This window comes from Nitrosopumilus sp. b1 (genome assembly GCF_014078545.1).
Taxonomy (GTDB): domain Archaea; phylum Thermoproteota; class Nitrososphaeria; order Nitrososphaerales; family Nitrosopumilaceae; genus PXYB01.
In genome coordinates, this window is sequence record NZ_MU078723.1 from 141474 (window position 1) to 164893 (window position 23420).

Below are 23420 nucleotides of genomic sequence, written 5' to 3' on the forward strand. Positions count from 1 at the left end.
TGAGGTATTAAATCTTATGAAGAAATATCAGTAGATCATCTTATCACTTGCATTTCGTAGTTTTTTTGATGTAACGAAATGACAATCTTTTTGGCCATTTCTCTTTGCCAAGTTTAATGGAACAAGTTGTGAAAAAAAGGTGTAAAAAAGAAATTGTGAAATTTTATCACCATACAACGGATCAGGATGGATGACATCTAGCCCAACTTTTTTGAGTTGTCTTGCAAGATTAGAATTGTGGGGATTTTTTTTCTCAAAGATTACAACGGTATCGCCGGGCTTGCAGGAAAATAACTCCATATGTGAGAACTGTTCAATTCTTTCATAGTATGCCTCTTTTCCCAATATTTCATAGAGTTTTGCAGCAGCATACATTGCAGACGGATATGTAATCAGATTTCCTAAAAAGAAAACTCTCTTTCCAAGACTAATCCTTTGTGCCTGTCTTTTTGCGTTCTGAAATATTTTTGCAGGGTTTTTTATCTTAAAATTATTCACCAAAGAGATGCATGTTAGTGCAGATTCTAAATAGCTGATACTTCCTGCAGTAAAGACATCATTGTTTGGAAATTTTAATGAAATGACTCTTGAAACTGTCTTTCCAAGCTTATTCTGAGGATTTGCAGTAATCCCAATGGAATGTTTTGCAAGCTTTGCTGCCTTGATATTAGATATTGTTCTGCCAGATATCGACACTACACAAACATCGTTTTGTTTTGGTATGCTGGGATTCTTTAGCAGGTCTAGTGGGTCCATTGCACGCACACGAAACTCAGAGAATGCCTCTGCAAGCATAGATGCAGCAAGTGAATCACCACTGCCACAAAAGATAGTTTTTGATTGCTTGTTTCTTGGAATGATACCACTTGGCTTGAATTTTCCCAAACATTCTACCTGAAGATTGACGTCTTTTTCAAATGCCTCTATAGTTTGCACTAAAATGTTGTATTGTACCCCAATTATTATTTTGAGTGTTCTCTAGTTTTCTATTAATTCTAGATGAGATTTTTCTAGATGATCGGATATTTTGTTGAGTTCTTTTGTGTTTAGATGAGGTAGTCTCTTTGATGCTTCTCTGATTTTGTCAGCCATATGGGTTGTAATTACCATGGAGAAATCAAACAAGTAAAATCATAAGTAAACTAGTATGTTCAAAAAAGAACACAGATTCTTTGTGACTTTGATTTTTATATCCAAGTTTTTGAGCTAGACTGTGGAAATTTCAGTAGGACATACTCCTGATTCTGATGATGCATTCATGTTTTATGGAATGTTTACAGGAAAGGTTCAATCATCAGACTTTACTGTAAAGCACGTCATTGAAGATATTGAAAAGCTAAACAGAAAGGCGGTCAATCCAGTTCTAGATGTAACTGCAGTCTCGGTTCATGCATGCGCCTACATTCCAGGGTATACTATCCTACGAAGTGGAGGAAGTTTTGGAATAGGATATGGGCCAATTGTTACTGCAAAAAAATCAATGACACTCGATGAGCTAAAAGATTCAAAGATTGCCATTCCTGGAAAGATGACTTCGGCATTTTTGCTTCTACAGCTAATGATTGGCAAGTTTGAGTATGTCGAGATGAATTTTAGTGACATTCCAAAGGCAGTCAGTGATGGAAAGGTAGATGCAGGGCTAGTCATTCATGAGACTCAGCTGTCCTATGAGCAAGAGGGAAACAAAAAGCTCTTTGATGTAGGGGAGTGGTGGAATGATACCACAAATGGATTGCCAGTTCCATTGGGAATCAACGTAATGAAGACATCGCTAGGTACTGATTTGATCTCAAAGTTTGATAGATATCTCCAGGATTCCATAGAATATGGATTGAAGAATCTTGATGATGCAATGGAGTATGCCATGCAGTATAGCAGAGGAAAATCAAAGGATTTGATTGAGAAATTTGTAAAGATGTACGTAAATGATGTAACTGTAAACATGGGGGATTCAGGGGAAAAATCAATTAGAATGTTTTTTGAGATGGCAAAAGAAAATAATCTTGTGCCAGACTTTGAGCTAAAAATAGCTCCATAATTATACTACAATTTACAAGATTAATCATGGGTGATGGAATCGGCGGTCCTGTGATAAATTGTCTCTCAGGTGATGTATTTGAAATGTCAGTGACACACTTTCGCAAGGACAACAAGGAACAGTATGACGTGTTAGAAAGAATCCAGATATCAAAGATCGATAATCCAGATGAGCCACAGTACCAAGAAAAGACAAAAGAAGATCTAGAGCGGGCACTGAAAGGAAAGTTTGTCACATGTAATGTAATGTACAGAGACAAAAAGACAGACAGATTGGTTTGTAACATATTTGTTCAAAGACCACCAGAAGGATTCTAGGAAAATACTCTAAATACGGTAAAATGCCAAGTATTATTACAAATGGTTCTAATCGATAGAAAAATTCTGCTTGGAGGAATTGCAATGATTATTGTTGGAACCATTCTCATTCTTTATCTAAATGAATCAATGCCAGTTGGAGTTTCTGGAATGACAGACGAGGAGGCAATTGATCTAATACTAAAACAAAGAGAGAATCAAGACTTTACTACTCTGGCAGGAATTTTAATTGGCGTAGGCTTTCTATTGGTACTGATTAGCTTTGGTGCAAGAAGAAAGAGACCAGGCAGTGCTAAAAAGACAGAAAAAAAGCCAGCACAGTAATCAAAGATTTTAATCGTACACAGAGTAATTAGACTCATTGATTCATGCAGAAATTAGTCTGTATCCGATTGGCACCAACACAACTAGTGCAAGCTTTTACATCGCAAAGGCAATCGAGGTGATTAAAGACTACGAGGGAGTACGATACGAGGTAAACCCCATGGGGACAATTCTTGAATCAACCAGTATTGATAAAATTTATGATGCTGCAAAGATGATGATGGAAGTAATTCACAATCTAGGAGTGCATCGAGTAGAAGTAATCATCAAGGTAGACTCAAGGATGGATAAGAACCAAAAGCTAGAAGAAAAGATGGAATCAATAAAAAAGCAGTTAGGCCACTAGAATTTTTTTAGAACTTTAAAGTGAGTGTTTCTCTGAGCTGGAACGCGTCCAATCTCTTTTACCATGTTTGCAAGCTCTAGCACTGAGGAATCAGTAGGTTTTCCTGCTGCACGGTAAATCTCCTCAGAGAATGCAGTGCCAACCAAGTCACTTCCACCATTTGATAGTGCAACTTGAGCTAGCTTTTTGCCAAAGGCAACCCAGTATACAGATATGTTGTTTAACACACCTGCAAGCATCAGTCTAGACAATGCAATAACTTTGAGATCATAGATTGATGATGATTCATGAGTAACAAGGTTCTCTTGTTCTAGCTCAGTATTATCAAGACTAAACTTTAACGGAATTAATGTCAGAAATCCATTTGTCTTTTTTTGCAGTTCACGAATTTTTATTAGATGATCAACGATGTGTTCTGGTTTTTCAATGTGACCATACAGCATTGTAACGTTGCTCTGAATCCCAAGATTATGTGCTTCTTCGATGGTGTTTAGCCATTCTTGTCCACTGCATTTTCCACGAACAATCTTTTGTCTGATATCAGGATGAAATAGTTCTGCTCCTCCACCAGGCATAGAGTCAAGACCTGCATCTTTTAGTCTAGATAGTATTTCTTTAGTAGAAATTTTTGTTAGTTTTGAGAGATAGAAAATTTCTGCAGCAGTAAATGCCTTGATGTTCAAATCAGGGTGATTCTTTTTGATAATTCTCATCATGTCTTCGTAATAGTCAAGTGGTAATTTTGGATGAAATCCTCCAACAATGTGAACTTCAGTAGCACCCATGTTTTTGGCAATTCCAACTCTTTGCTCAATTTGCTCAGGAGTCAGAGTGTATGCATCTTCTTCGTCACCTTTACGATAAAAGGCACACATCTGACAGCTTGCAGCACAAACGTTTGTGTAATTCATGTAGTATGATGCTGCAAAGGTCACAGTATCGCCAACTAGTTTCTTTCTTGTGATGTCTGCTACTGCGCCAAGCATATGCAGATTATCATAATTTAGCAGCTCCATTCCATCATCAAAGGATAATTCCTCTCCAGCGATTGCCTTCTCAAGTGCCTTTGATTGACCGATTAGTTGCTCTAACATAATCACCTCACCGAATCTGCAAATATATAACTAATTGAACAATCGTGTACTTTTTTTACCTTTGAACCTATGATGTATCGTGAAAATCAATCTTGACTCGATAGAACAGGCCTCATCACCTATCGAATTATTCTATCAGGGTTGTAAATCGGTAGGTCCTCTGCGGTGAGTTTTCCAGACTCGTTACTTGCCCTAAGAAAGTCAAGATAGTCTCTAGTCTTTATTTTTAGAGTAATTTTCCTCAAGGTGTCTTATGATATTGCAAATAATCCTAAATCTTGATCAATCGATGAATCATTGAGTCTGGGTTAATTGAAAATCAGATTGGATTGTATGATGACCTACTAGTTTTAATCAGAAAACCCTAGAAGACAATTAATGCTTTGTACTATTCAAGGATGCATGACGTATTATTGAGATTAATCAAGATCATTCTCAGCCAGTAAGTAATGATCTTACAATATATAGAAAGCATAAACCTGTGTTTGACATGATTTGATATTGTTTAGGCTTAAGTTAGAATTTCTTTATTTGATAAATCATCACGTGATAAAGTTAAAAAATTTAATGCCATAAAGAAATCATTGTCAAATACATCTGGTTTTCGTTCCCAATTTAATTGAAATGATAAGTAACCACTATTCCAGCTAGTTTCTCTAGTGAGCATTTTTTCAAAATATTTCATCGGAGTCACACATTTGAGATAGTTATCTTGTATGTTTTCATTATAACTAATTTCTCTGCTTTTGAAATCGATGACAAAATTGTTGGGAGGATTATCAGAAAATTCAATAACAAACCTAGAGAAAGGTTTGAGATTATAAAGATCACATTTTTCAAACATATTTTTTACTGCTTTTGGAAATATTTTTTTAACATACTCTAAATTCCCTTTTGACAGTTTACTAATTTCAGATTCTGGAGAGTAATATTTTTTAGCAATTTCAAGAAGCGATGGAATCTCTTTTGTATTTATATTCACCATCATCTTACCATTTTCAAATTTAATTGCATCATCTTCATAAAGATACCAGGTAGGAATACCTGTATTTTTTTGATATCGTTCAGCAACTTCTTTTTTGTCTATCCAATGACCGTTTAAATGATGTTTTGCAAACTCTAAAGATTTAGGACCCATAACTACAAATTCAGAAGAATATGGCATTAGATTTTTTGGAGAAACAATCTTGATGAATTTAAGAATAGATTCCTCTCGTTTCATCTCACTAGAATCTCTGAATTTATTTTTTTCTTCTGTTGTCATATTGTAGCAAAGAGGATAATCGGAAGCTGCTCCATTATAATTGAATCCTAGCAAATCACACCCTTTCATTTTTTCCAATAATGGCTTTATATGGTGTGGATTATACGGAGTATTGTCTGCAAGAAGTACTAATTTTATATCTTCAATTTCCAAAATAATTCCTGTATCTATAGCTAATCGTGAAATATCTCGAGGTTTAATATGACTGAATTCTAATCCAGAAGTGTTCAAAGGAGGCACAACTTCTGCAAAAATTCCTTTCTCAATTTCAATACGCTGATTTCTTTTTAAAATTGTAATATTTGTAAATCCTGCTTTTTCAATTTTTGAAATCATAATGTGATTTGGATAAACTTCAGGGACGATCATTTTAGTGGATTTGGGAAAACGAGAAATAGTTCCCATATCAAAATGATCGGTGTGAATATGACTTGGAAAACAATGGGTAACGTTTTCAAGAAAATCTAATGAAGTTTTTAACGGAGGATAAGGCGCCCAGCCCCCGTCAAAAATTCCCTTTGAAGTCCATGGATCTAAAACAAAAAGAAATTTGTCTGTCTTAATAGTACTAAATGCATTAGAATAATTTTTGAAAGTAAACATCACTCATTAAGAAGAAATTTAATATATTAAAGTGTGGAGGACTAGCAAGTTGGAAAAAATAGAATCTTATTCTACTATGGCAAATTCAAAAAACCCAAATCCTGTAGAATTAGATTATTATCAAAAACTTGAAAAATATATAAATTCAAGTCCTAGCAACATTGTTGAAAAATTCAAAAATTTTACCAAATATGTTCCACGTCAAGACTTGACCCGATTCTTAGTAAAATATGAGATTTTTAAAAAAATTCTAAACGTTTCGGGTTCAATTGTAGAATGTGGTGTTCTTCATGGTGCTGGCTTGATGTCTTTTGCGCATTTGAGTTCAATATTTGAACATCTGAATCATGAAAGAAAAATCATAGGATTTGATACATTTGAAGGATTCCCTGATGAAGCATCTATACATGATAACAAAGAATATGCAAAAAAAGGAGAATTGGCGATTAATTCTTATGAAGATTTAATAGAATGTGCTAAACTTTATGACGAAAATAGGTTTCTAAACCACGTTCCAAAAATAGATCTTATTAAAGGAGATATTCTTGAAACGGTTCCAAAATATTTAAAAGAAAATCCTCAAACAGTAGTTAGTTTGTTATATCTTGATGCAGATCTTTATGAACCAACAAAAGTTTGTCTAGAAAATTTTGTACCTCGTATGCCAAAAGGTTCTGTCATTGTATTTGATGAGATTAATGACAAAGTCTGGCCAGGAGAAACAACAGCTCTTCTCAACACTGTTGGAATTCAGAATTTACGATTACAAAGATTTCCATTTGATACTAAGGTATCATATGCTGTTTTAGAGTAACAAATCCTCTTTCTAAAACTTGACTGTGAATAGATTGGCAAACTTCCAGTTTAATCATAAATTATCTCAACTTTAGGTTCTCTTAATTTTGATGATTCTGCTTCATGAATTATTAGATTTGTGTCCTTCTAAATCATCACACATCGTGTCTATCACATCTCTAAGCATTTCAGATTGACATTCTCCATCCTCATTACAAATCTCAATGAATCTATTATGCAGTTGACTATCCAGTTTAGTTGAAACTGTTCTCATAGATTCCAGTATACTTAGTAGATCAAAAAGACTTTGGTTTTTCCTAGTAGACCACGAATAGGCCAAGTAGACCAAATAGATTGAATTCAAAGGCGAAATACAGACAGAATTTGACTAATACATATAACTTGAGAGAGGATACACAGTATCATGGTACTTCCTCTAGTTGATGAAGCAGATCCAAAATGTTACCTGTGTCATGAAAAATTCAAAAACATCGAAGAGATGCAAAAACACCAAAAATCAGCACATAAGGAATTCTTTGAGTTTCATGAAAAGACTCAAAAACGTGAGCCAGCACCAGGCGATGTTACTGTTTTTTAGATTCTTTCTTTATTGATTTTAGCAAGTCTTTTGCTATTTCTGCACTGATATTTGGCAGATCATAGTCTTTGTCAATTGCCAGTGCTTTCTTAAAGTACAATATTGCATCTTGGAGTTTTCCCATCTCACCTAGTGAGAGTCCTTTGTATGCCAGTGCCATTGCAGATTTTTTATCGATTCGAATTGCCTTATCATAGTATGAGATTGCCTCATCATATTTTTTCATAGTATGTAAAAGAGAACCAAGGTTAACTAGAAGATCAGTATTTTTGGAATCTATTTTGAGTGCAGATTGGTAAACCTTTAGTGCACTCTTGTATCTTTGCATTGTTTGTAGTGTAACTGCTTTATCGATTAATGCTTGAATGTTCTCTGGCTCTTCATTTAGTGCCTTGTCATAAATTTTCAAGGCCTCATCAAAGTTACCATCCTCACACAAATCATATGCTTCCATTAATAGCTGCATAACCCTTTTGCCCAACAGAATCAATTAACATTTGATAAATCACATACATTAACCCTTGGTTAAGAGTAAGCAAAATTATGATGCTTGTTTGTCTCGAGGATCTAATTCGAGGGATTTGTTAAAGCATTCGACTGCCTCATCGTATCTTCCCATACTGCGTAAAGTGACACCTTTAAGATTCCAAAGATCAGGATTAGTTTGGTCTTGCAGTAGAGCTTGATCAAAAAAAGCCAGTGACTTCTCAAAATCACCATCTTGGAGGTGAGATTTTCCTTTTTGGACCAGCTCACCAATAGTAACCATACAGAGAATCCCTGTCTGTTTATTTTAAACATACGTGTGTTAAACTCCCAATGATATAGAGATATGATAATGAGTCTGAACATTCTCATTGCAGAAGACAATCAGTATACTGCATTACAATATGAGCGAATACTATCAAAGTATGGTCATAGGGTAGTCCTCACAAAAGATGGACAGGAATGCATTGACACATACAAGAGTTCTGCTGGAAAAAAAGAGTTTGAGCAATTAGACAAAAATCCATTTGATGTTGTAATTTTAGATCAATCAATGCCAAAGGTCACGGGTTCCCAGGCAGCTGAAGAGATTCTAAAGACAAAACCAAGTCAAAAGATTGTATTTGCATCAGCATATGGATTAACAGCAGAAAAAAATTCTGATTCCTTTAAAGACAGAGTTCAATTTCTGCAAAAACCATTCTCATTGACAAAACTGGTAAAGACAATTACTGAATAAATCTCAGTATTGATTTACATTCATTCAAAAAAATTAAAAAAAACTAAATGTATTTTTACTTGAGTACTCAACATACATCATGGATGAGATTGATGAGAAGATCCTCAGAAATCTGTTAGTAGATGCACGATTATCAGCCAGGCAACTATCACTAAAGCTTGGAATGTCAACTGTTACAGTATTATCTCGAATAAAGAAGTTAGAAAAGCAGAAGATTATCAAAGGTTATTCAGCAAGGCTAGATGATGAGCAGCTTGGATATCATCTGACTGCAATTATTGAAGTTGTAGCAAAAAAAGACAAACTGGTCCAAGTAGAAGAAAAACTATCCGGAATTGAGAATGTTTGTGCCGTGTATGATATTACAGGTAGCACCGATACGCTAATCATTGCAAAATTCAAGGGAAGAAGTGATTTGAGTTCATTTGTGAAGAGTTTATCATCAATTCCAAATGTAGAAAACACAATTACACATGTAGTTCTCAATACAGTAAAAGAAGACTTTAGATTAACATAGGTAAACCATCATGAAGAAATTTCTACTGGTTGGATTTGCATACTTGATGTTTATTCAAGGAGCATATGCACAGGAATCAAACGCTACAGATGATGTGCCAGACCTTACCATGACAGAGCTAATCATATTATTTTCAGTTTCAATTATTGTGGTGACTGGAATTATACTCTACATCACAAGGGAGATTATCTTTAGAAAAAAGCTAGAGTATGATAAGAAAAATCTAGACTCTAAAAAAGATAGAGATTATGAAAAGTATCATTCTGATTGGACAGATGACTATGAAGACTTTACTTCAAAAAAGAAGAAATTTGATGACAACTTTAGAAAGGATTTGGAAGAATCAAATCTTCCAAATTTTTACGAGGTCCTTGGGGTACCAAAGACTGCAACGCAAATTGAAATCAAGACAAAGTTTAGACAGCTTGCAAAGGAATTGCACCCTGATAAAACAAAAGACAAATCATCAGAAGATAAAATGTCAGAGATAAACAGGGCCTATGAGGTATTATCAGATCCTGACAAAAAAGAGCAGTACGACAAGTATCTAAGCTAGGAATACTCGGAATTTACAACGATAAGATTTAGCTCAACATGAGATGAGCTCTGCATGGAGTTTGTCAGATACGCCTTGATTGAAACTGCTTTTTTTGAACCATCTTCAGATATGCTAGTCAGGATTTCAAGTGGATGATAATCAGTATTAGGCCCTAGCATGAATTTTGATAATTTTGAGACTATACTGGTATCATCAACTGTTGCTTTCATCTTGTATGCTATTTTATCAGAAAAGTAAACTCCTCCTCGCAGAGTAGGAGAATTGACAGGAGTTGTTGATTTTTTTATAGAGACATCCCTTAGATTGAATTTTTGCTCATCAATATTTAGTGAAAAATCTAATGATGGGACATTATCAGAGATTAACTCCAAGATATTCTCACCTTGCATGTTTTTTAAAAAAAATAACTATTGTATTGAATCTTACTCAAAAATAAGAAAAAAGGGTTAGATTCTAACCACACCTGATTGAAGGACATTTAATTTCTTTAAAAAATCGGCTCTGACTTGTCTCATAGAATTTCGAATTTCAGAGGGGGCGACTTTGTGCTTTTCTTGTAATTGCTCAAAGATCTCTTTTTTTGTTACACCATCTTTGTCAAGCAGAGATAGTATCTCGTTGTAAAGATTTTGAGTATTTTTCTTCATTGATAAAGCCTGTTTTGTTTTCATAAAGAAGGAATCAACAAAAGAGAATTAGTTCGTTCGTGTGTCATGAATAGACAAACAATTGTTGTTCATACTGGTAAAGCTACACCTCAAATCACATTTTTAAAAAGAATTTCTTATTGGACAAACAGAATTTCCTAGAGGGATTAATTGTATTTTCTGTTATGACGGGAGTCTTACTGCCAGTTAGATTACTTTTTGTAGAATATGTTTCAGATGATTGGTTTGGCTCGTTTGGGATCATTTCAGCTATTTCAGTTATAATGATAGTTCTCATCAGAAAGAACAAACTTGGAAAGTTTGGAGTGATATTTCAAAGACAGATTGACAAAATTCAGCATGGTAAAAAGGGAAAGCTAGTCTATGCACAGTCAGTGTTCTTTCTTCTAATATTGGGCGGGACAATCTTTGCAATTGAACAAGGAAATTCTACATATCTTGATATCAAAAATTCTATAGAAACAGAGCATGCAGAGTTTTCAAACCCACAGGAACTACTTGAGCAGACTGAGCAGATTCAGCCGCATGAATGGATTTATGGCATAATTGGCCTGTTTATGGCAATATTTCTTGCATTCCCGCAGGTTGCAGCAGTGTTTGCTGTGTTAAATGACACATTTGATGGTTGGATTCTTCACTTTTACACAGTGGCATTTGTAGAGTACCTAGAATTGATTGCAATCTTGATAGGATATCGTTTTGCGTTTAAAACAAAGCCAGGTGTGTCCTTTCAAAATTCTCAGCATTGATGGAAACATTGTTTCAATTCATCTCAAGAGAATCATCTCCTAATACAACTTTAAAAACTAGAATCATGTTTTGATTATGATGCAAAGGGTCGCGGTCCCCCACGCTTTAAGAAATGAAATTAGAACTTTGGCATCAGAATGCGGTCTAGATTCTGATTGCTATACTGAGATGTTAGACTATACGATTGATTTGTTTAATTCCCAAGGACTCGGGTCAGATTATTTCGGTTATCATAACATTGATCATGAATTAGAAGTGACATATGTCACACTATTAGCTGCCAAATGGGACAGCATACTAAATGAGATAAAAGATGAAGATATGAAGTATCTTTATGCTGCAGCTTTGTTTCATGATTTTGATCCTCAAAAGAGTGTAGACAAACCACACGAAGAAAGTGTCATTAAATTTATCAGCCTTGATAGAAAATTACGAGAGTTACTAAATTCTGCAGGATTAGATATTGAAATAATCAAAGTTTTGATTCATAGAACAACATTTCCTTGGGTGGGTAAGCTTAAGAAAAATGCAGAAGAAAAAATCCAAGAATGTTTTCAAAATTCGGACATTACACGAAACAATCAACAGGCAAGACAGCACTTTATGCAGCTTGGAGAATTTTTATCAATTGTAGACAGAGTCAGCGGATACACCCTTGGCGGCTTTGCAAAAGGAATGGATATGGCAAAAAAGAATGCACATGCACTTGGCTGGCATCCATCACTTATCACACAACGTTCAGTTTCATACTTTGAAACTCTGCTAAATGGTGAAGCAATTCTTACCCAAAGAGTCCTAAAGTCATTACCTCAACACATGAGAAAAAACTTTATGGATAATGTTTTGTCATTTTTTAAGTTAAGAGAAAGAGAGATACAAATTCAAGGCGATTACATATATGATAACCTAAAGCTTGTGCCAGTAATTGAAAAGATGAGCACAAGAAATGATGAGGAATTTATCAAAACCCTTTATGATATCTACATTGAGCTTCCAAAGCCACTGCAGTTTGATCGAGAAAACTTTGAACAGTCAATTAAAAATCCTGAAATAATTTTAAACACATTGCGAAAAGGAGATTGTTCTGGTGAAATAATCGGATTTGCAAAGGGAGGCCCACTTGAAGGATATACTCTCAGACCCGAGATAAGAGATGAAAATTACGGATTAAACAATACTGCATTCTTAGAGCCAATTGCACTAAAGATGGGGTATTGGGGACTGCGAGGAGGGAGCGAGATACGACACTTGTTTACAATGCAAGCTCATGCAAAAAAATTCAAGTATCTAACAAGCTTTGCACTGCGAGATGTAATTAGAAAACGTGTCGAGAGTCACGAGAATGCAGAGTTTGTTGCATTATTTGATCCTGAAAGATGGGACTATTACAGGATTCAACTCTAAATTAATGAATTCAAAATTACTAAAGCTAAAACTCTCAAAAACTATCAAAGGGGAAATCTTTACCCAAAAAGAAGTACTGGCATTTTATTCAGTAGATTCTAGTTCATATCAGGTCTTCCCACGTGTAGTAGTGATTCCTAAAGACAGAAAGGATGTCATTAACGTCGTAAAGTTTGCTGTAAAAAATAAAATTCCAATAGTACCTAGAGGAGCGGGAACAGGTCTAGTCGGTAGTGCACTAGGAAGCGGCATCATCTTAGATATGAGAAATTTTCACAAGTTTTCACTCTCAAAGAATTATGTAACTCTAGAGCCAGGCGTACAAAAGGGGATTTTAGACAAAGCACTATCAAGTAAAGGAAAAATTTTTGGACCAAATCCTTCGGTTGGTTCTTACTGTGCCATTGGAGGAATGATTGGAAATAACTCCAGTGGAAGCAAATCATTGAGGTATGGTGCAATAATTGATAATCTTTTAGAGATTACCATAGTAAATGGAGAAGGAAAAGTTATCAAATTTCCAAGAAAAAGCCAAACCACACAAAAAATTCTCAGCCTTGCCAAAAGGATAAACAAAGAGAAATTTCCAAAAGTTACAAAAAACTCCTGTGGATACAGATTAGATAGAATAACGAATCTTGGTGATACCCCAAAGATTATTGCAGGCTCTGAAGGAACACTAGGGGTAATTCTTTCTGCAAAATTAAAGATCTACGATAAACCAAAAAAACGCATCTTGTATTTGCTAGAATACAAATCTGCACTTGATGCATTAAATGACTGTCATTACATTGTAAAAAGCAATCCAGTTGCCCTTGAATACGTAGATAAAAACACCATAGAAAGCATTCCAGAAAAGTTTTCAAAGAATATTGGTGCAATGCTATTTTTAGAGTATGATTCAAACAACAGGTATCAATTCAAAACACAGCACATCCACGGTAAAGTATTCAAAAAGATAACAAAAGACAAAGAAATCAACACATGGTGGAAGTACAGGGACTCTTCTTTGGCATATAGCCTCAAAAAGATATCAAAAAATGAAAAGTCATTTCACATAATCGAGGATGGAATTGTTCCAGTAAAGGAGCTACGAGTAATCTTAGAGACGATACACCAGATAGAAAAAAAATACAAATGCAGATCTATAATCTATGGCCATGCAGGAAACGGAAATTTACATGTTAGACTAATTATGAAAAATCAAAGTGCGCAAACAATTCGAAGTATTGCGCAACATTATTTCAAAAGAATCATCAATGCAAGTGGAAGCATCACAGGAGAGCATGGAGATGGCTTGGCAAGATCAGAATTTGTAAGGGAACAATATGGGAATCAAAACTATACCATCTTTAAAATTCTAAAAAAAGAGTTTGACCCACATAATATTTTGAATCCAGGCAAAAAGATCACATCAAAGCCAATGACTGAATATCTAGTAATCAATTCAGGATTGAAAAGTTCGACTATAACTAAATAAAAATTTGTACGCAAAGGCTTTAGTATCTAAAACATTTGAAATGGACGTGCTAAGATCGCTGGCCATGATGATATGTGTTATTGGGATAATGCTAATTCCCCAAGTCTACGCATTAGACCCCTTAGAGCGGGTTCCAATTGAGTTTCCAAGGCTGGTTAATGCGTTTAATTCTCCTGTTTCTGAGAATGTGAATGTAAATCAACAGGTTCAGATTGCCTCAGAGGTAACAAACAAGCAAGGTACGATACAAGATTTTGTGTATATTGTTCAGATTCGAAATGAGGATAACATCATAGTATCACTAGGATGGTCAACAGGAACGCTGCAGCCATCTCAAACATTTAGCCAGGCAAGATCCTGGACTCCAGATTTACCTGGAACCTATACAGCAGACATTTTTGTCTGGAAGAGCTTTATTGAGCCAGAAGCACTATCTGAAGGAAAGACTATCAAGATTACAGTCAGCTAGCTAAAATTTTATTGCAGATTCTTTTTGCAAGTGTCATCCCAACAATTCCCATTACAACTGCAGGTATTAGAGTAATCAAAAAAATATCCGTAATCATTTGAAAGTATACTTGAGGAATTAAGCTTGGCCAAACTGTTTGTTGTGTTAGAATTTCATTATAGGTAAAAGTAGTTAATGGGAAATAAATCACTAGAAAAGAAGCACCCAAAATTCCACCAACAAACAATACAGATTGCTTGTGAGTCTTAGCAAATCGTAACAATAGATCTGCAGAAATAATTGGAATCAAGCTTAGAAAATAAAAGGGAATTGTAAAAAGTATGGCAGAGTTTGGAAGAATTGCAGTAAATGAGCTAACTAGTAAAAACAAAAAACCAGTCACTGAGAGGACCCCAAACTGATATTTTGAAACGGTAGAACCCAACAATAAACAAAAAGATACAAGAAATGGAAATGCAACACTAGCAAAGAGTACTGCAAAAGTTGGATCGGGGTTGAAATTAAAAAATTCAGTATTTGAAAATGGTAATGAACCAGAATGAAACAATCCTGATGCAGATAACCAAATTGGTAAAACAGCTAGTACAGACAGATAGTTGAATCGTGAATCATTTTTTTCTTTTATGAATTTAAAAATTCCAACTAGCGAACCGATTGCAGTCAAAAGCATTCCAGATATTAGTGTCAGATGGGGAGGACTCAGCAAACCATCCAATCCAAAATTTGAATGCCAAACAAAATCAAATGGTCCTGCACCAATTAAAAGTGCCATCCCCAATAATGAGATCAAAATTGATGATTTGAAATTTTGTTTATCAGATATAATCCGCCAAGTAAAAAATGAAACAATTGTTCCTATCAGAGCTATTGCAACTCCAATGTATAGCAAGGCATGAGGTGGAGAAAAAAACGTCTCAGGTTTGTTTAGAAGATGATTTGTGATGTCCCAGCTTCCACCTACCGTAACAAGCAAAATTCCAAAGCTAGTCATAACAAGACCAAAAAACAAAACAAGTTTGATTCGTCTAAATGAGAGGGCAGGTTTTAGAGTCAATTTACCACCATGAATAGTCATTTTCTATAATTATGGGTTTACAGTTACGCTGTATACCTCAACTAACTCTGATTGGTGATCCAAAATTCCTGCTTGTGGGTAGTGAGATTCATCAGTAAAGTGAGGAATTCCTATCGATTTTACATAGATATCAAAGATGCCAGACTCTTGTGGAGTAATTTCTACTGAGATGAGATTGATTGTACCACTTGGAACAGGTCTACTATATGCCTCAATGGAAGGATACTTTGCAAGGATTGTTTCTTTGCCACCAGAGTATTTTGCACCGATCTCATCTCCAATCTTTACATAATGAGGAGATTGAGTAAAATCATAATTTTTTATTTTCACATTATCCAAAGTATCCTCTAATCCAGGAAATGCAATTGAAACAATTTGGATATCTGCAATATCACCAGTATTTTTTGAAACAATATCTAAAACAAATGATTCACCCTTTTGGATTTCATTTGAGCTTAATGTAACATCAAGAATTGGAATCGGAACTAGATTGTTCTGTTGATAGATTTGATTTGGATAAATGTAAAACGTTATAGAAAAAAATATTGCAATCAAAATTAAAATCCCCGTTAAACTAGCAATGTATTTTTTATCCATTCCAGATTTGCAATTTCCAATACATTTGAATCATTTTGAAAATTTTAGCTGCTGCCAACCTTATTTTTTAAACCTGACGTACGATTTATACCTAAAATTGTCCAAAATAGCATAAAAAATTGCTTTTTTTGGAAATTTTTCAGTATCCAATTTGCCATGTAGTTAAATAATTTTCACAGGATTCTGCTAATACGACCTTTTTTGAGTAATAGTATGACTACAGGATATTGTGTCAAGTGCCGTAGTAAAAGGGAGATCAAAGGCGCAAGCCCAACAACCCTAAAAAACGGAAAACCCGCAGTAAAGGGCACTTGCCCAACATGCAACACAAAGATGTTCAGAATAGGCAAAGCCTAGAACATCGTTCTTCTTTTTTAAAATAACAAAGTTTGTTCACTTTGTATGAAAGCAGTTATTTGAATCCGCCACATGTACACTGGGTGCATTCACCCCATGATTCCCTGAACATTTGCAGAAATCCCCTACTCCAAGAACCGGGATCAAGATTCCATTCATGCTCATACTTGTGATGATCACACCTTTTGCAACGCCTTCCAATCTTCAAGTGATTTTACCGGAGAATGTATCGAATTAATATTTTACATTAGTCATCTTGAGGATGTCCAATATGATATACGTGTAATTTTCATTGGACATGGTTTTAATGACATAGAATGCATCAGATGTCATGCCAAATGAAATTCACATTCAAGCAGAATTTTCCATCAAAAAAGGAAAAACTGAGGAATTCAAAAGATTGTAAAACTAGTACTTCCATTCATCACTGATTCCATTCCACAGTGATCTAAATGGTTGAGGATCTTTTTTGATCTCTTCTTGGATTCTATTTCTAATTGCAAAGAAAAAGTTCTCCATTGCATCTACACCACCATCATCATACAGTTCTTTACCAATTTGAGAGATCCTTTGTTTTTTTTCTTCTACATCAGATGATTCAGGATTTTGAAGACAGTGAGTCATAAGATCGATTAGTTCTTCTTCTAGCATAAAGTCCATGATAAAATGCAGATTTTTTATCAGAAATAAAGATTCGTAAAATTATCTGATTAGTTGACTTTGATTATTCCCTTTTGGATTAGAAATTCAACACCTTTTAGGAAATCATTATCTGAGATTTTTCCTTCAGACCACCAGCCGGCATTACTCTTAATCCATGATGGGATTTCAGCAGAGGACTCACCTGTAGATGATGCAGATACTTTGATTATCTTTTCTTTTACCAGATATTGAATTCCTGAGACAAAGTCAGAATCACCAATACTGCCTTGTGACCACCAACCAGCATTGTTCTTTATCCACGAAGGAATCTCAGGAGAACTGGTTTCTGCAGAGCCTCCTTTAGATGAGATCTCAAATTCAGTCTGGGATGTAAAGAATTTTGCAAAGTTTTGTTCTCCTTGACCAGTCAAGATTACCTTCATCTGGTATTTCCCATCCTTTGCAAGTAGTACTGATTCATTGAAGGTTCCACTTGATGACAAGATTCCAAGATACTTTTGATTAGAGCCAATGTTTGACCAGAATTCTTTTCCGGATGAATCAAGCAGGCTGTATGCAAACAAGATGTTTTTTGCAGGAGTGCCATTGGAGTCAAAGAATGAAAAACTAAATGGTATTTTTTCACCAGATTTTGATTTTGAGTTCCATGAGACTTTTGCTGTGTATCCATTTTCAAATTCAAAGTCCAAGTGGTTCAGTTCTGACTTTTCACCAGAAGAGATCTCCACTAACATGGAGTTTTTATTAGAATTTTTGTTTTGAATTTGGACCAATTTTTCATGCGATATACTTAAACGAATTTGGTTCTCATCAGCAGATGATGAATCAAATAGAATATTGCTTTGTTTGATCTTTTCGCCTTCAACAAAGACATCTACATCATGACCCTGTTTAAAAATTGAAAAACTTTTTGGAAGAGATATTGTTTGTTTTATTGCACCCTCATGGTGTTCTAAATGATTCCAATCAAATGGAATTTCATATGAAAATTTATTTGATGAATCATCAAATTTAAAGTTCAATACATCACCGGAAAAAGACTTTACAGAGATTGGATACTCTTGAGCATTTGCAGTTTTAATGAAAAAGTTTTGTGTAGAAGGAAGTGAGAGAAATGTTTCAAAGTGTAAATCAGTAGTAGTCATTGTTCTAGGATTTGTTGCACCAACAATTGAGACTTTGACATTATAGTCACCACTTTTATCAAATACAGGACCTTGAATTATTGGAATAGAGTTTCCTCTTGCATAATATGCACCAGCAATTGCATGTTTTTCACCGAGATATTTTGTGCATTTCCATAAATCTTCTTGAGTACATCCTGTAGTGGGTCTGATTTCTAAATCAAGAGTTCCATCTTCATCGTAAAAATACTCATTAGCAACAAGACTATCACCTTGGAAAATTTGCACACGGTATGTTACGCTTTTGATATTGGTATCACTTGCACTGTCAAAAAATCGTATTGACAGGTTAGCACTTTTACTATCTCCAAATGAAAAATCCTCTGGAGATAAGACTGAGCTTAATGCCACCTGCATGCCACCAAAGTCAATTGGAGGGGCTAATGAGCCACCATGGTGCTGAGCAAAAGCGGGGGTAATTGTAATGAATAACAGAGAAACGGCAACTAGAACTCCCAGTCCGTAAATCATCGATATCGATATCTGTTAGATATTAAAATACGATTCGGAGTTTTGGAGCGTACCCTAAAAGCAATTTACGATAAAAATCAGGATGCTACTCAAAATAAAAAGAAAAGATTGGCCCCTATTGGAAGGGATCAATGAATGGACAGTTCACTATGTGATCTGAATCCATCGGTTTTGCGATATTGACTTGGAGTTTTCCTGCTTGCTTGTAGTAATTGATATCACCAGTTGTCTCTAGCAATTTTGCAGAATGAGGGTCTTCCCATCCAACCATAAAGATTCTCCACATTGGTGAATAGTTTTCATCACCAGGTGCACCTGCTGCAATTCCAGGTTGGAATCCTAATGGTCCAGTGCCCTTAATTCCATTCATAAATTGGAATAGGTCTACTGCTGCAGAGTTTCCCAAGAGACTTGCAGATGTTGGTGAATAAACTACTCCCATCATTTCTGCAGGACCACTTGGAGTAGCATCAGTTACAATATAGTAAATGGTTCTACCGTCGGGTCCCCAACCTCTATGTGCAATAAAGGTCACAGTCATTTCTTCAGTATCAATATCTAGTACTTGTCCTCCACCGTATGGTGTTGTATCAGTAAGAGTCTTGTCCTCTTTTACCATCATTTGCCCATCAGGCCAAACAATCTGTGGCATGTTAATTACCACAGGTAAAGGCGATAGTGCAATTTCACCTGCTTTTTCAGCACTTAGGATATCTTCTTCAGACATCAAAAGACGTGCTTTTGATGCATCAATCCATGTGACATGGATGTGAGAAGTCAATCCGCTGTACATTTCTGGTTGTGCAGGTGTAGATGTAAAGACTTGACCTTGATATCCATGAATACCGTCGCCTTTGACTCCGTTAGTAAAGAAGTATGTTGTAGACAATGCCTCTTCGGGAGCATTAGCTAAAAGTGGAGCTAACTCAACTTTCCAACCTTGCTGTTCGGTAATAACATCAGCGTGCTTAGGATCACTGGCATCAGTAATGATATAGTAAACATCTCCGCCATCATAGAATCCATGATGTAATGGAATCGTTGCTGGAACATTTGCTCGAGATAGTTTCAAGCCAGAGCTTTCTTTGTGTGCGTCCATGGATTTCATGTGATCATCTTTCATGTGCTCGCTTTTCATGTGATCATCTTTCATGTGCTCGCTTTTCATGTGATCATCTTTCATGTGCTCGCTTTTCATGTGATCATCTTTCATGTGCTCGCTTTTCATGTGATCATCTTTCATTGCTGGTTTCTCTTTTGGAGGAACAGCAGTTTGTGTACTTGTGTTTCCAGATTCATAGGCTTCTTTTCCGCCAGGAATCTGAGAACAAAGTCTGTCACCACATACCTGAGTTTTAGAACCGTATGATTTTGTTGGAACGCCTTGCCCTTTTGCAGCTTCTGCATCAATTGCAAAGTTTGTCGTCAGTGCCACAGTAAATAGTGGAAGGATTAGTAACAATCCAAGGTACTTGATAGTCTTGTTCATTATGCAAACGATTGGGAAATTAGTTAAAAGACTTTATCCAAATTATGCGGAAATTTCAGAGAATTGGTAATCAATCGAGTCCCAATTTACAACATTCCACCATGCATCAATATAATCAGCTCTTTTGTTTTGATATTTCAGATAGTATGCATGCTCCCAAACATCTAGACCTAAAATCGGCCTTCTATTCCTTGTCCAAGGACTAGTCTGGTCTTGAGTGCTAAGATACTCTAATCGCTTAAAGTTATCATCATAGACAAGCCATCCCCATCCACTTCCCTGAATGGATGCAGTCTTTGCAGAAAATTCCTCTTTGAATTTCTCAAAGCTTCCAAAGTAAACATCAATGGCATCACCAATTTTTCCACCAGGAGAACCTCCGCCATTTGGGCTCATCATCTCCCAAAATAATCTATGATTCTCATATCCCCCTCCAAAGAAATTCACTTTACTTCGAGCAGATTCAGGTACCAAATTCAAATCAGCTAAAATCGCAGAGATGTATGTTGGATGAAATTTCCCACCAATGCTATCAAGTACAGAGTTTAGTCCGTCAGCATATGCCTTGTGATGCTTTGTATGATGAATCTCCATTGTTTTTGCATCAATGTATGGTTCTAGCTCATCATACCCATATCCCAGTGGAGGAAGTTCGTATTGTACCATGACTAGCCCAAACGGAGTTTTTAATTATATTTTTGGGACATCACATTTATGCGGCTCTGAGGAATTTTCCATATGTCAAATCTCGGAACTTTGGATTTAGAATTTTTGTATTTAGGAATTAAGAAGAATGGAACGTTTAATGAAAAAGACATTGAAGAATCAGAGCTAAAAAGACTAGGAGTGGGAAGAACATTGGATGAATTGGCATCCCTTAAGGAAAGAAATCTAATTCTAATGAATAATGATGGAACGTTTACAATTACAGATACGGCAAAGAATATTTTTTGGGATCATCAAGTACCATTGCGCATAAAGATTCTAAGAATTCTAGACATCAGAGCATTTCCATTAGAAAAGATATCCACATATCTAAATGAGGATGAGAAGATGGTTTTTGAAGAGATTGAAAGGTTACGAAAAGAACAGCTAATCATGATGTCTCCTTTACGAACCGATGCAGGTTTAGAAAAGATGTATGAAATTTTAGATGCAGGAATTGCAGAGCTAGAAAATCCTCACAAAAACATACAACACAAAAACAAGAATGAGTTAATTGACGAATTGATTTTACAGATAAAGGAATTATCAATTAGTGATGAGCAAAAAAATACCATCCTAGATAAAATCACACAGATTAAAGAACAATCAAAATAAATTATTTAGCACGTAGTCTGTCTTGAATTTGTGCCAAGATTAGTTGGGCCTTTTCTTTGTTCTCATATGATTCTGCCTTTTCATCCATGATAGCATCAATCTCATAGCTCTTATCAACTAGGACGTTTGCCACATGATCATCAAGGGTGCCATTTCCAATCAAATAGTATGCAAATACTGTATTTTTCTGACCAATTCTATGTAGACGGTCTTCTGCTTGCCTGTGAATTGCAGGACTCCAATCGAGTTCAGCAAAGATAACGTATCTTGCTCTTGTAAGATTAATTCCAACATTACCAGCACGCAGACCAGCAATCATTAGTTTTGATTTTCCTTCCTGGAAGAGATCAATTTGCTCCTGTCTTGTCTTGTCTGTCTGCCCACCAATAACAGATACGGGAGAAAATTCACCAAGACTCTTGTGCAATAGTTGATGAATGGCCTTGTGATGGCAAAAGACAACTACGCTTTCCTCAATTTCCATGATATTTTTTACAAAGTTTATCACATGAGGTAGTTTTGCAGCACCTGCTACCTGTCTTTCACTTTGTATAGCACGCTGATATGATGCAGATTTATCAAATTCAGAGGATGCATCCTTTTGCTCTTCTTCAAGCTTCTTCCAGATTTTATTTAATTCATTGAAATAGTAATCAGTATCAGCATCAATAACTTCCTTGTATCGTACCTTGTCTTTTAGCTCCTTTAAGACATCAGTCTTTTTTCGTCGAAGCATTACATGCTTTTGCAGTTCTTTGCGAAGTGATTCACGCTTGTTTTCTAAAACGATTGCTTTTCCCTTCTCATTAATGAAGCAAAAGTATCCGCAGAATTCTTTAAAGCTTCCAAGCATTCCAGGTCGTAAAATATCAACGATAGGCCATATTTCAGAACCACGATTGTAAATTGGGGTACCTGATAATCCAATTCTATGCTGAATTGTAGGAAGTGCGGCAAGTTTTTTTACAGCAGAGTACTTTTTTGTAGTTTTTGAGCGAAGGTTTTGTACCTCATCACAAACAATTGATTTAATTTTTGTCTTTGCTAAATCATGAAATCGTTTGTCTAGTAATTCGTAATTAATGATGTAAAAGTCAAATTCCCCAAGTTCCTCCCTCTTTCCTTTTCTAATAATTGTTGAAGTTGGAATTTGATCATCAAGTATTCTTCCGTTTCTGCTTTTTCGTTTAAGGAATTTCCCAATCTCTCGTTGCCAGTTGTTTAAAGTTACAAGTGGCGCAACAATTAATGCCGGAAATGCTTGTGTCTCAGATGCAAGATATGCCAATGTCTGAACTGTTTTGCCAAGTCCCATCTCATCAGCAAGTAGTGCGTTTCCGCTAGATTTTATGAGAAAATCTAATCCCTCTTTTTGGAAATTCAGCAATGAGCCTTTGAAGAGGTCGCCAGGTTTTACACGGTTTAGCTTTTCAGTTTTCTCAATTTTTTCTCGCGTAGGATATGATTTTACAATCTTTCTGTTCCATGCAGATTTTGATAATACCTCTAGCGGATAACGATCTAAAATCCATTTTATCTGCTGTATATTTTCAGTGCTGTCTGGAATGATTGCCTCATTTGGTCCATCACCATACCACGATTCTGGAATCAACCGAGAGATCATGTTTACTGCTCTAGAGCCAGTAACTTTCCAGCTCCAAGCTTGCGAGTATCGATCTAAAACGTACTCTAATGTTCCAAAATTTTTCATCAGTATCTCCGTAATTTTTGGAAGGATAGTTTTCTTTACTTATGAATCTTGATTTTCGTTTTGTGCCCAAACATGCTTGTTTTATAATACAATTCAGATCAC

Annotated in this window: 30 protein-coding genes; 15 read left to right on the forward strand and 15 right to left on the reverse strand. The window is 35.6% G+C overall.

Features of this window, described 5'->3' with window-relative positions; genetic code table 11:
- Nucleotides 1–27: 27 nt before the first annotated feature.
- Nucleotides 28–936: an SIS domain-containing protein gene (locus tag C6988_RS06600; protein WP_182134270.1), complete on the reverse strand. Its 909-nt coding sequence runs from the start codon at nucleotides 934–936 to the stop codon at nucleotides 28–30.
- Between the two features lie 277 nt (nucleotides 937–1213).
- Here C6988_RS06600 and C6988_RS06605 point away from each other — a divergent pair, with 277 nt between their 5' ends.
- The 4 genes from C6988_RS06605 to C6988_RS06620 are packed head-to-tail and all read left to right on the forward strand — an operon-like array spanning nucleotide 1214 to nucleotide 3025.
- Nucleotides 1214–2038: an MqnA/MqnD/SBP family protein gene (locus tag C6988_RS06605; RefSeq protein ID WP_182134271.1), complete on the forward strand. Its 825-nt coding sequence runs from the start codon at nucleotides 1214–1216 to the stop codon at nucleotides 2036–2038.
- A 26-nt stretch (nucleotides 2039–2064) separates the two neighbouring features.
- A complete protein-coding gene (locus C6988_RS06610; RefSeq protein WP_182134272.1) occupies nucleotides 2065–2355 on the forward strand; it encodes a hypothetical protein in 291 nt (96 codons plus the stop codon).
- 42 nt (nucleotides 2356–2397) lie between these two features.
- Entirely contained in the window at nucleotides 2398–2679 is a 282-nt protein-coding gene (locus C6988_RS06615; protein WP_182134273.1) for a hypothetical protein, read from the forward strand.
- 37 nt (nucleotides 2680–2716) lie between these two features.
- Entirely contained in the window at nucleotides 2717–3025 is a 309-nt protein-coding gene (locus C6988_RS06620) for an MTH1187 family thiamine-binding protein (protein ID WP_182134274.1), read from the forward strand.
- On the opposite strand, the gene C6988_RS06625 is transcribed toward C6988_RS06620, so the two are convergent.
- The 3 genes from C6988_RS06625 to C6988_RS06630 form a co-directional block, all read right to left on the reverse strand.
- Nucleotides 3022–4119 carry a radical SAM protein gene (locus C6988_RS06625; protein ID WP_182134275.1) on the reverse strand — a complete coding sequence of 366 codons (1098 nt, stop codon included), beginning with the start codon at nucleotides 4117–4119 and terminating at the stop codon, nucleotides 3022–3024. The genes C6988_RS06620 and C6988_RS06625 overlap by 4 nt on opposite strands.
- A gap of 119 nt (nucleotides 4120–4238) precedes the next feature.
- Nucleotides 4239–4364: a hypothetical protein gene (locus tag C6988_RS11190; RefSeq protein ID WP_255464326.1), complete on the reverse strand. Its 126-nt coding sequence runs from the start codon at nucleotides 4362–4364 to the stop codon at nucleotides 4239–4241.
- Nucleotides 4365–4630: 266 nt separating this feature from the next.
- Nucleotides 4631–5986 (reverse strand): MBL fold metallo-hydrolase, encoded by a 1356-nt coding sequence (locus tag C6988_RS06630; protein WP_220463413.1) that lies wholly within the window; start codon nucleotides 5984–5986, stop codon nucleotides 4631–4633.
- A gap of 49 nt (nucleotides 5987–6035) precedes the next feature.
- Here C6988_RS06630 and C6988_RS06635 point away from each other — a divergent pair, with 49 nt between their 5' ends.
- Together C6988_RS06635 and C6988_RS06640 are read left to right on the forward strand one after the other, a co-directional pair.
- Nucleotides 6036–6800 carry a class I SAM-dependent methyltransferase gene (locus C6988_RS06635; protein WP_255464327.1) on the forward strand — a complete coding sequence of 255 codons (765 nt, stop codon included), beginning with the start codon at nucleotides 6036–6038 and terminating at the stop codon, nucleotides 6798–6800.
- 405 nt (nucleotides 6801–7205) lie between these two features.
- Nucleotides 7206–7379, forward strand: coding sequence for a hypothetical protein (locus tag C6988_RS06640; RefSeq protein ID WP_182134277.1), 174 nt, complete (start codon nucleotides 7206–7208; stop codon nucleotides 7377–7379).
- Here C6988_RS06640 and C6988_RS06645 read toward each other — a convergent pair.
- Together C6988_RS06645 and C6988_RS06650 are read right to left on the reverse strand one after the other, a co-directional pair.
- Complete coding sequence (locus C6988_RS06645) at nucleotides 7366–7845, reverse strand: tetratricopeptide repeat protein (protein WP_182134278.1); 480 nt, start codon at nucleotides 7843–7845, stop codon at nucleotides 7366–7368. The two genes, C6988_RS06640 and C6988_RS06645, sit on opposite strands and share 14 nt — an antisense overlap.
- Nucleotides 7846–7920: 75 nt before the next feature.
- Complete coding sequence (locus tag C6988_RS06650; RefSeq protein ID WP_182134279.1) at nucleotides 7921–8148, reverse strand: tetratricopeptide repeat protein; 228 nt, start codon at nucleotides 8146–8148, stop codon at nucleotides 7921–7923.
- Nucleotides 8149–8217: 69 nt separating this feature from the next.
- Here C6988_RS06650 and C6988_RS06655 point away from each other — a divergent pair, with 69 nt between their 5' ends.
- The 3 genes from C6988_RS06655 to C6988_RS06665 all read left to right on the forward strand — a co-directional run bounded on the left by C6988_RS06655 (nucleotide 8218) and on the right by C6988_RS06665 (nucleotide 9677).
- Nucleotides 8218–8604: a response regulator gene (locus C6988_RS06655; RefSeq protein WP_255464328.1), complete on the forward strand. Its 387-nt coding sequence runs from the start codon at nucleotides 8218–8220 to the stop codon at nucleotides 8602–8604.
- Nucleotides 8605–8683: 79 nt separating this feature from the next.
- A complete protein-coding gene (locus tag C6988_RS06660) occupies nucleotides 8684–9121 on the forward strand; it encodes an Lrp/AsnC family transcriptional regulator (protein WP_182134281.1) in 438 nt (145 codons plus the stop codon).
- A gap of 10 nt (nucleotides 9122–9131) precedes the next feature.
- Nucleotides 9132–9677, forward strand: a complete 546-nt coding sequence (locus tag C6988_RS06665) for a DnaJ domain-containing protein (RefSeq protein ID WP_255464329.1) — start codon at nucleotides 9132–9134, stop codon at nucleotides 9675–9677.
- Here C6988_RS06665 and C6988_RS06670 read toward each other — a convergent pair.
- Both C6988_RS06670 and C6988_RS06675 read right to left on the reverse strand, forming a co-directional pair.
- Nucleotides 9674–10069 carry a hypothetical protein gene (locus tag C6988_RS06670; protein WP_182134282.1) on the reverse strand — a complete coding sequence of 132 codons (396 nt, stop codon included), beginning with the start codon at nucleotides 10067–10069 and terminating at the stop codon, nucleotides 9674–9676. The genes C6988_RS06665 and C6988_RS06670 overlap by 4 nt on opposite strands.
- Before the next feature lie 57 nt (nucleotides 10070–10126).
- Nucleotides 10127–10351, reverse strand: coding sequence for a hypothetical protein (locus tag C6988_RS06675; RefSeq protein ID WP_182134283.1), 225 nt, complete (start codon nucleotides 10349–10351; stop codon nucleotides 10127–10129).
- 116 nt (nucleotides 10352–10467) lie between these two features.
- Here C6988_RS06675 and C6988_RS06680 point away from each other — a divergent pair, with 116 nt between their 5' ends.
- The 4 genes from C6988_RS06680 (at nucleotide 10468) to C6988_RS06695 (ending at nucleotide 14451) form a co-directional block, all read left to right on the forward strand.
- Nucleotides 10468–11097, forward strand: a complete 630-nt coding sequence (locus tag C6988_RS06680; RefSeq protein WP_255464339.1) for a hypothetical protein — start codon at nucleotides 10468–10470, stop codon at nucleotides 11095–11097.
- 79 nt (nucleotides 11098–11176) lie between these two features.
- Nucleotides 11177–12502: an HD domain-containing protein gene (locus C6988_RS06685; RefSeq protein ID WP_182134284.1), complete on the forward strand. Its 1326-nt coding sequence runs from the start codon at nucleotides 11177–11179 to the stop codon at nucleotides 12500–12502.
- A gap of 4 nt (nucleotides 12503–12506) precedes the next feature.
- Nucleotides 12507–13982: an FAD-binding oxidoreductase gene (locus C6988_RS06690; RefSeq protein WP_182134285.1), complete on the forward strand. Its 1476-nt coding sequence runs from the start codon at nucleotides 12507–12509 to the stop codon at nucleotides 13980–13982.
- Nucleotides 13983–14028: 46 nt separating this feature from the next.
- Entirely contained in the window at nucleotides 14029–14451 is a 423-nt protein-coding gene (locus C6988_RS06695; RefSeq protein ID WP_255464340.1) for a hypothetical protein, read from the forward strand.
- Here C6988_RS06695 and C6988_RS06700 read toward each other — a convergent pair.
- Both C6988_RS06700 and C6988_RS06705 read right to left on the reverse strand, forming a co-directional pair.
- A complete protein-coding gene (locus tag C6988_RS06700; RefSeq protein ID WP_255464341.1) occupies nucleotides 14444–15505 on the reverse strand; it encodes a hypothetical protein in 1062 nt (353 codons plus the stop codon). The genes C6988_RS06695 and C6988_RS06700 overlap by 8 nt on opposite strands.
- Nucleotides 15506–15535: 30 nt before the next feature.
- Complete coding sequence (locus C6988_RS06705) at nucleotides 15536–16123, reverse strand: hypothetical protein (RefSeq protein ID WP_182134286.1); 588 nt, start codon at nucleotides 16121–16123, stop codon at nucleotides 15536–15538.
- Nucleotides 16124–16336: 213 nt separating this feature from the next.
- Here C6988_RS06705 and C6988_RS06710 point away from each other — a divergent pair, with 213 nt between their 5' ends.
- A complete protein-coding gene (locus C6988_RS06710) occupies nucleotides 16337–16480 on the forward strand; it encodes a DUF5679 domain-containing protein (RefSeq protein WP_182134287.1) in 144 nt (47 codons plus the stop codon).
- A gap of 408 nt (nucleotides 16481–16888) precedes the next feature.
- On the opposite strand, the gene C6988_RS06715 is transcribed toward C6988_RS06710, so the two are convergent.
- The 4 genes from C6988_RS06715 to C6988_RS06730 all read right to left on the reverse strand — a co-directional run bounded on the left by C6988_RS06715 (nucleotide 16889) and on the right by C6988_RS06730 (nucleotide 20953).
- Nucleotides 16889–17140 carry a hypothetical protein gene (locus C6988_RS06715; protein ID WP_182134288.1) on the reverse strand — a complete coding sequence of 84 codons (252 nt, stop codon included), beginning with the start codon at nucleotides 17138–17140 and terminating at the stop codon, nucleotides 16889–16891.
- A gap of 50 nt (nucleotides 17141–17190) precedes the next feature.
- The gene (locus C6988_RS06720; RefSeq protein WP_182134289.1) at nucleotides 17191–18798 is read right to left on the reverse strand and encodes a peptidase; all 1608 of its coding nucleotides are present in this window, start codon (nucleotides 18796–18798) and stop codon (nucleotides 17191–17193) included.
- A gap of 115 nt (nucleotides 18799–18913) precedes the next feature.
- On the reverse strand, nucleotides 18914–20287 hold the full coding sequence (locus tag C6988_RS06725; RefSeq protein WP_182134290.1) for a pentapeptide MXKDX repeat protein: 1374 nt from the start codon (nucleotides 20285–20287) through the stop codon (nucleotides 18914–18916).
- A 42-nt stretch (nucleotides 20288–20329) separates the two neighbouring features.
- Nucleotides 20330–20953 carry a superoxide dismutase gene (locus C6988_RS06730; RefSeq protein WP_182134291.1) on the reverse strand — a complete coding sequence of 208 codons (624 nt, stop codon included), beginning with the start codon at nucleotides 20951–20953 and terminating at the stop codon, nucleotides 20330–20332.
- Nucleotides 20954–21025: 72 nt separating this feature from the next.
- Between C6988_RS06730 and C6988_RS06735 the strand changes: the two genes are divergently transcribed.
- Entirely contained in the window at nucleotides 21026–21607 is a 582-nt protein-coding gene (locus C6988_RS06735; protein WP_182134292.1) for a hypothetical protein, read from the forward strand.
- Between the two features lies 1 nt (nucleotide 21608).
- Here the strand turns inward: C6988_RS06735 and C6988_RS06740 are convergent, their stop codons facing one another.
- A complete protein-coding gene (locus C6988_RS06740) occupies nucleotides 21609–23318 on the reverse strand; it encodes a DEAD/DEAH box helicase (protein WP_182134293.1) in 1710 nt (569 codons plus the stop codon).
- Nucleotides 23319–23420: the final 102 nt, after the last annotated feature.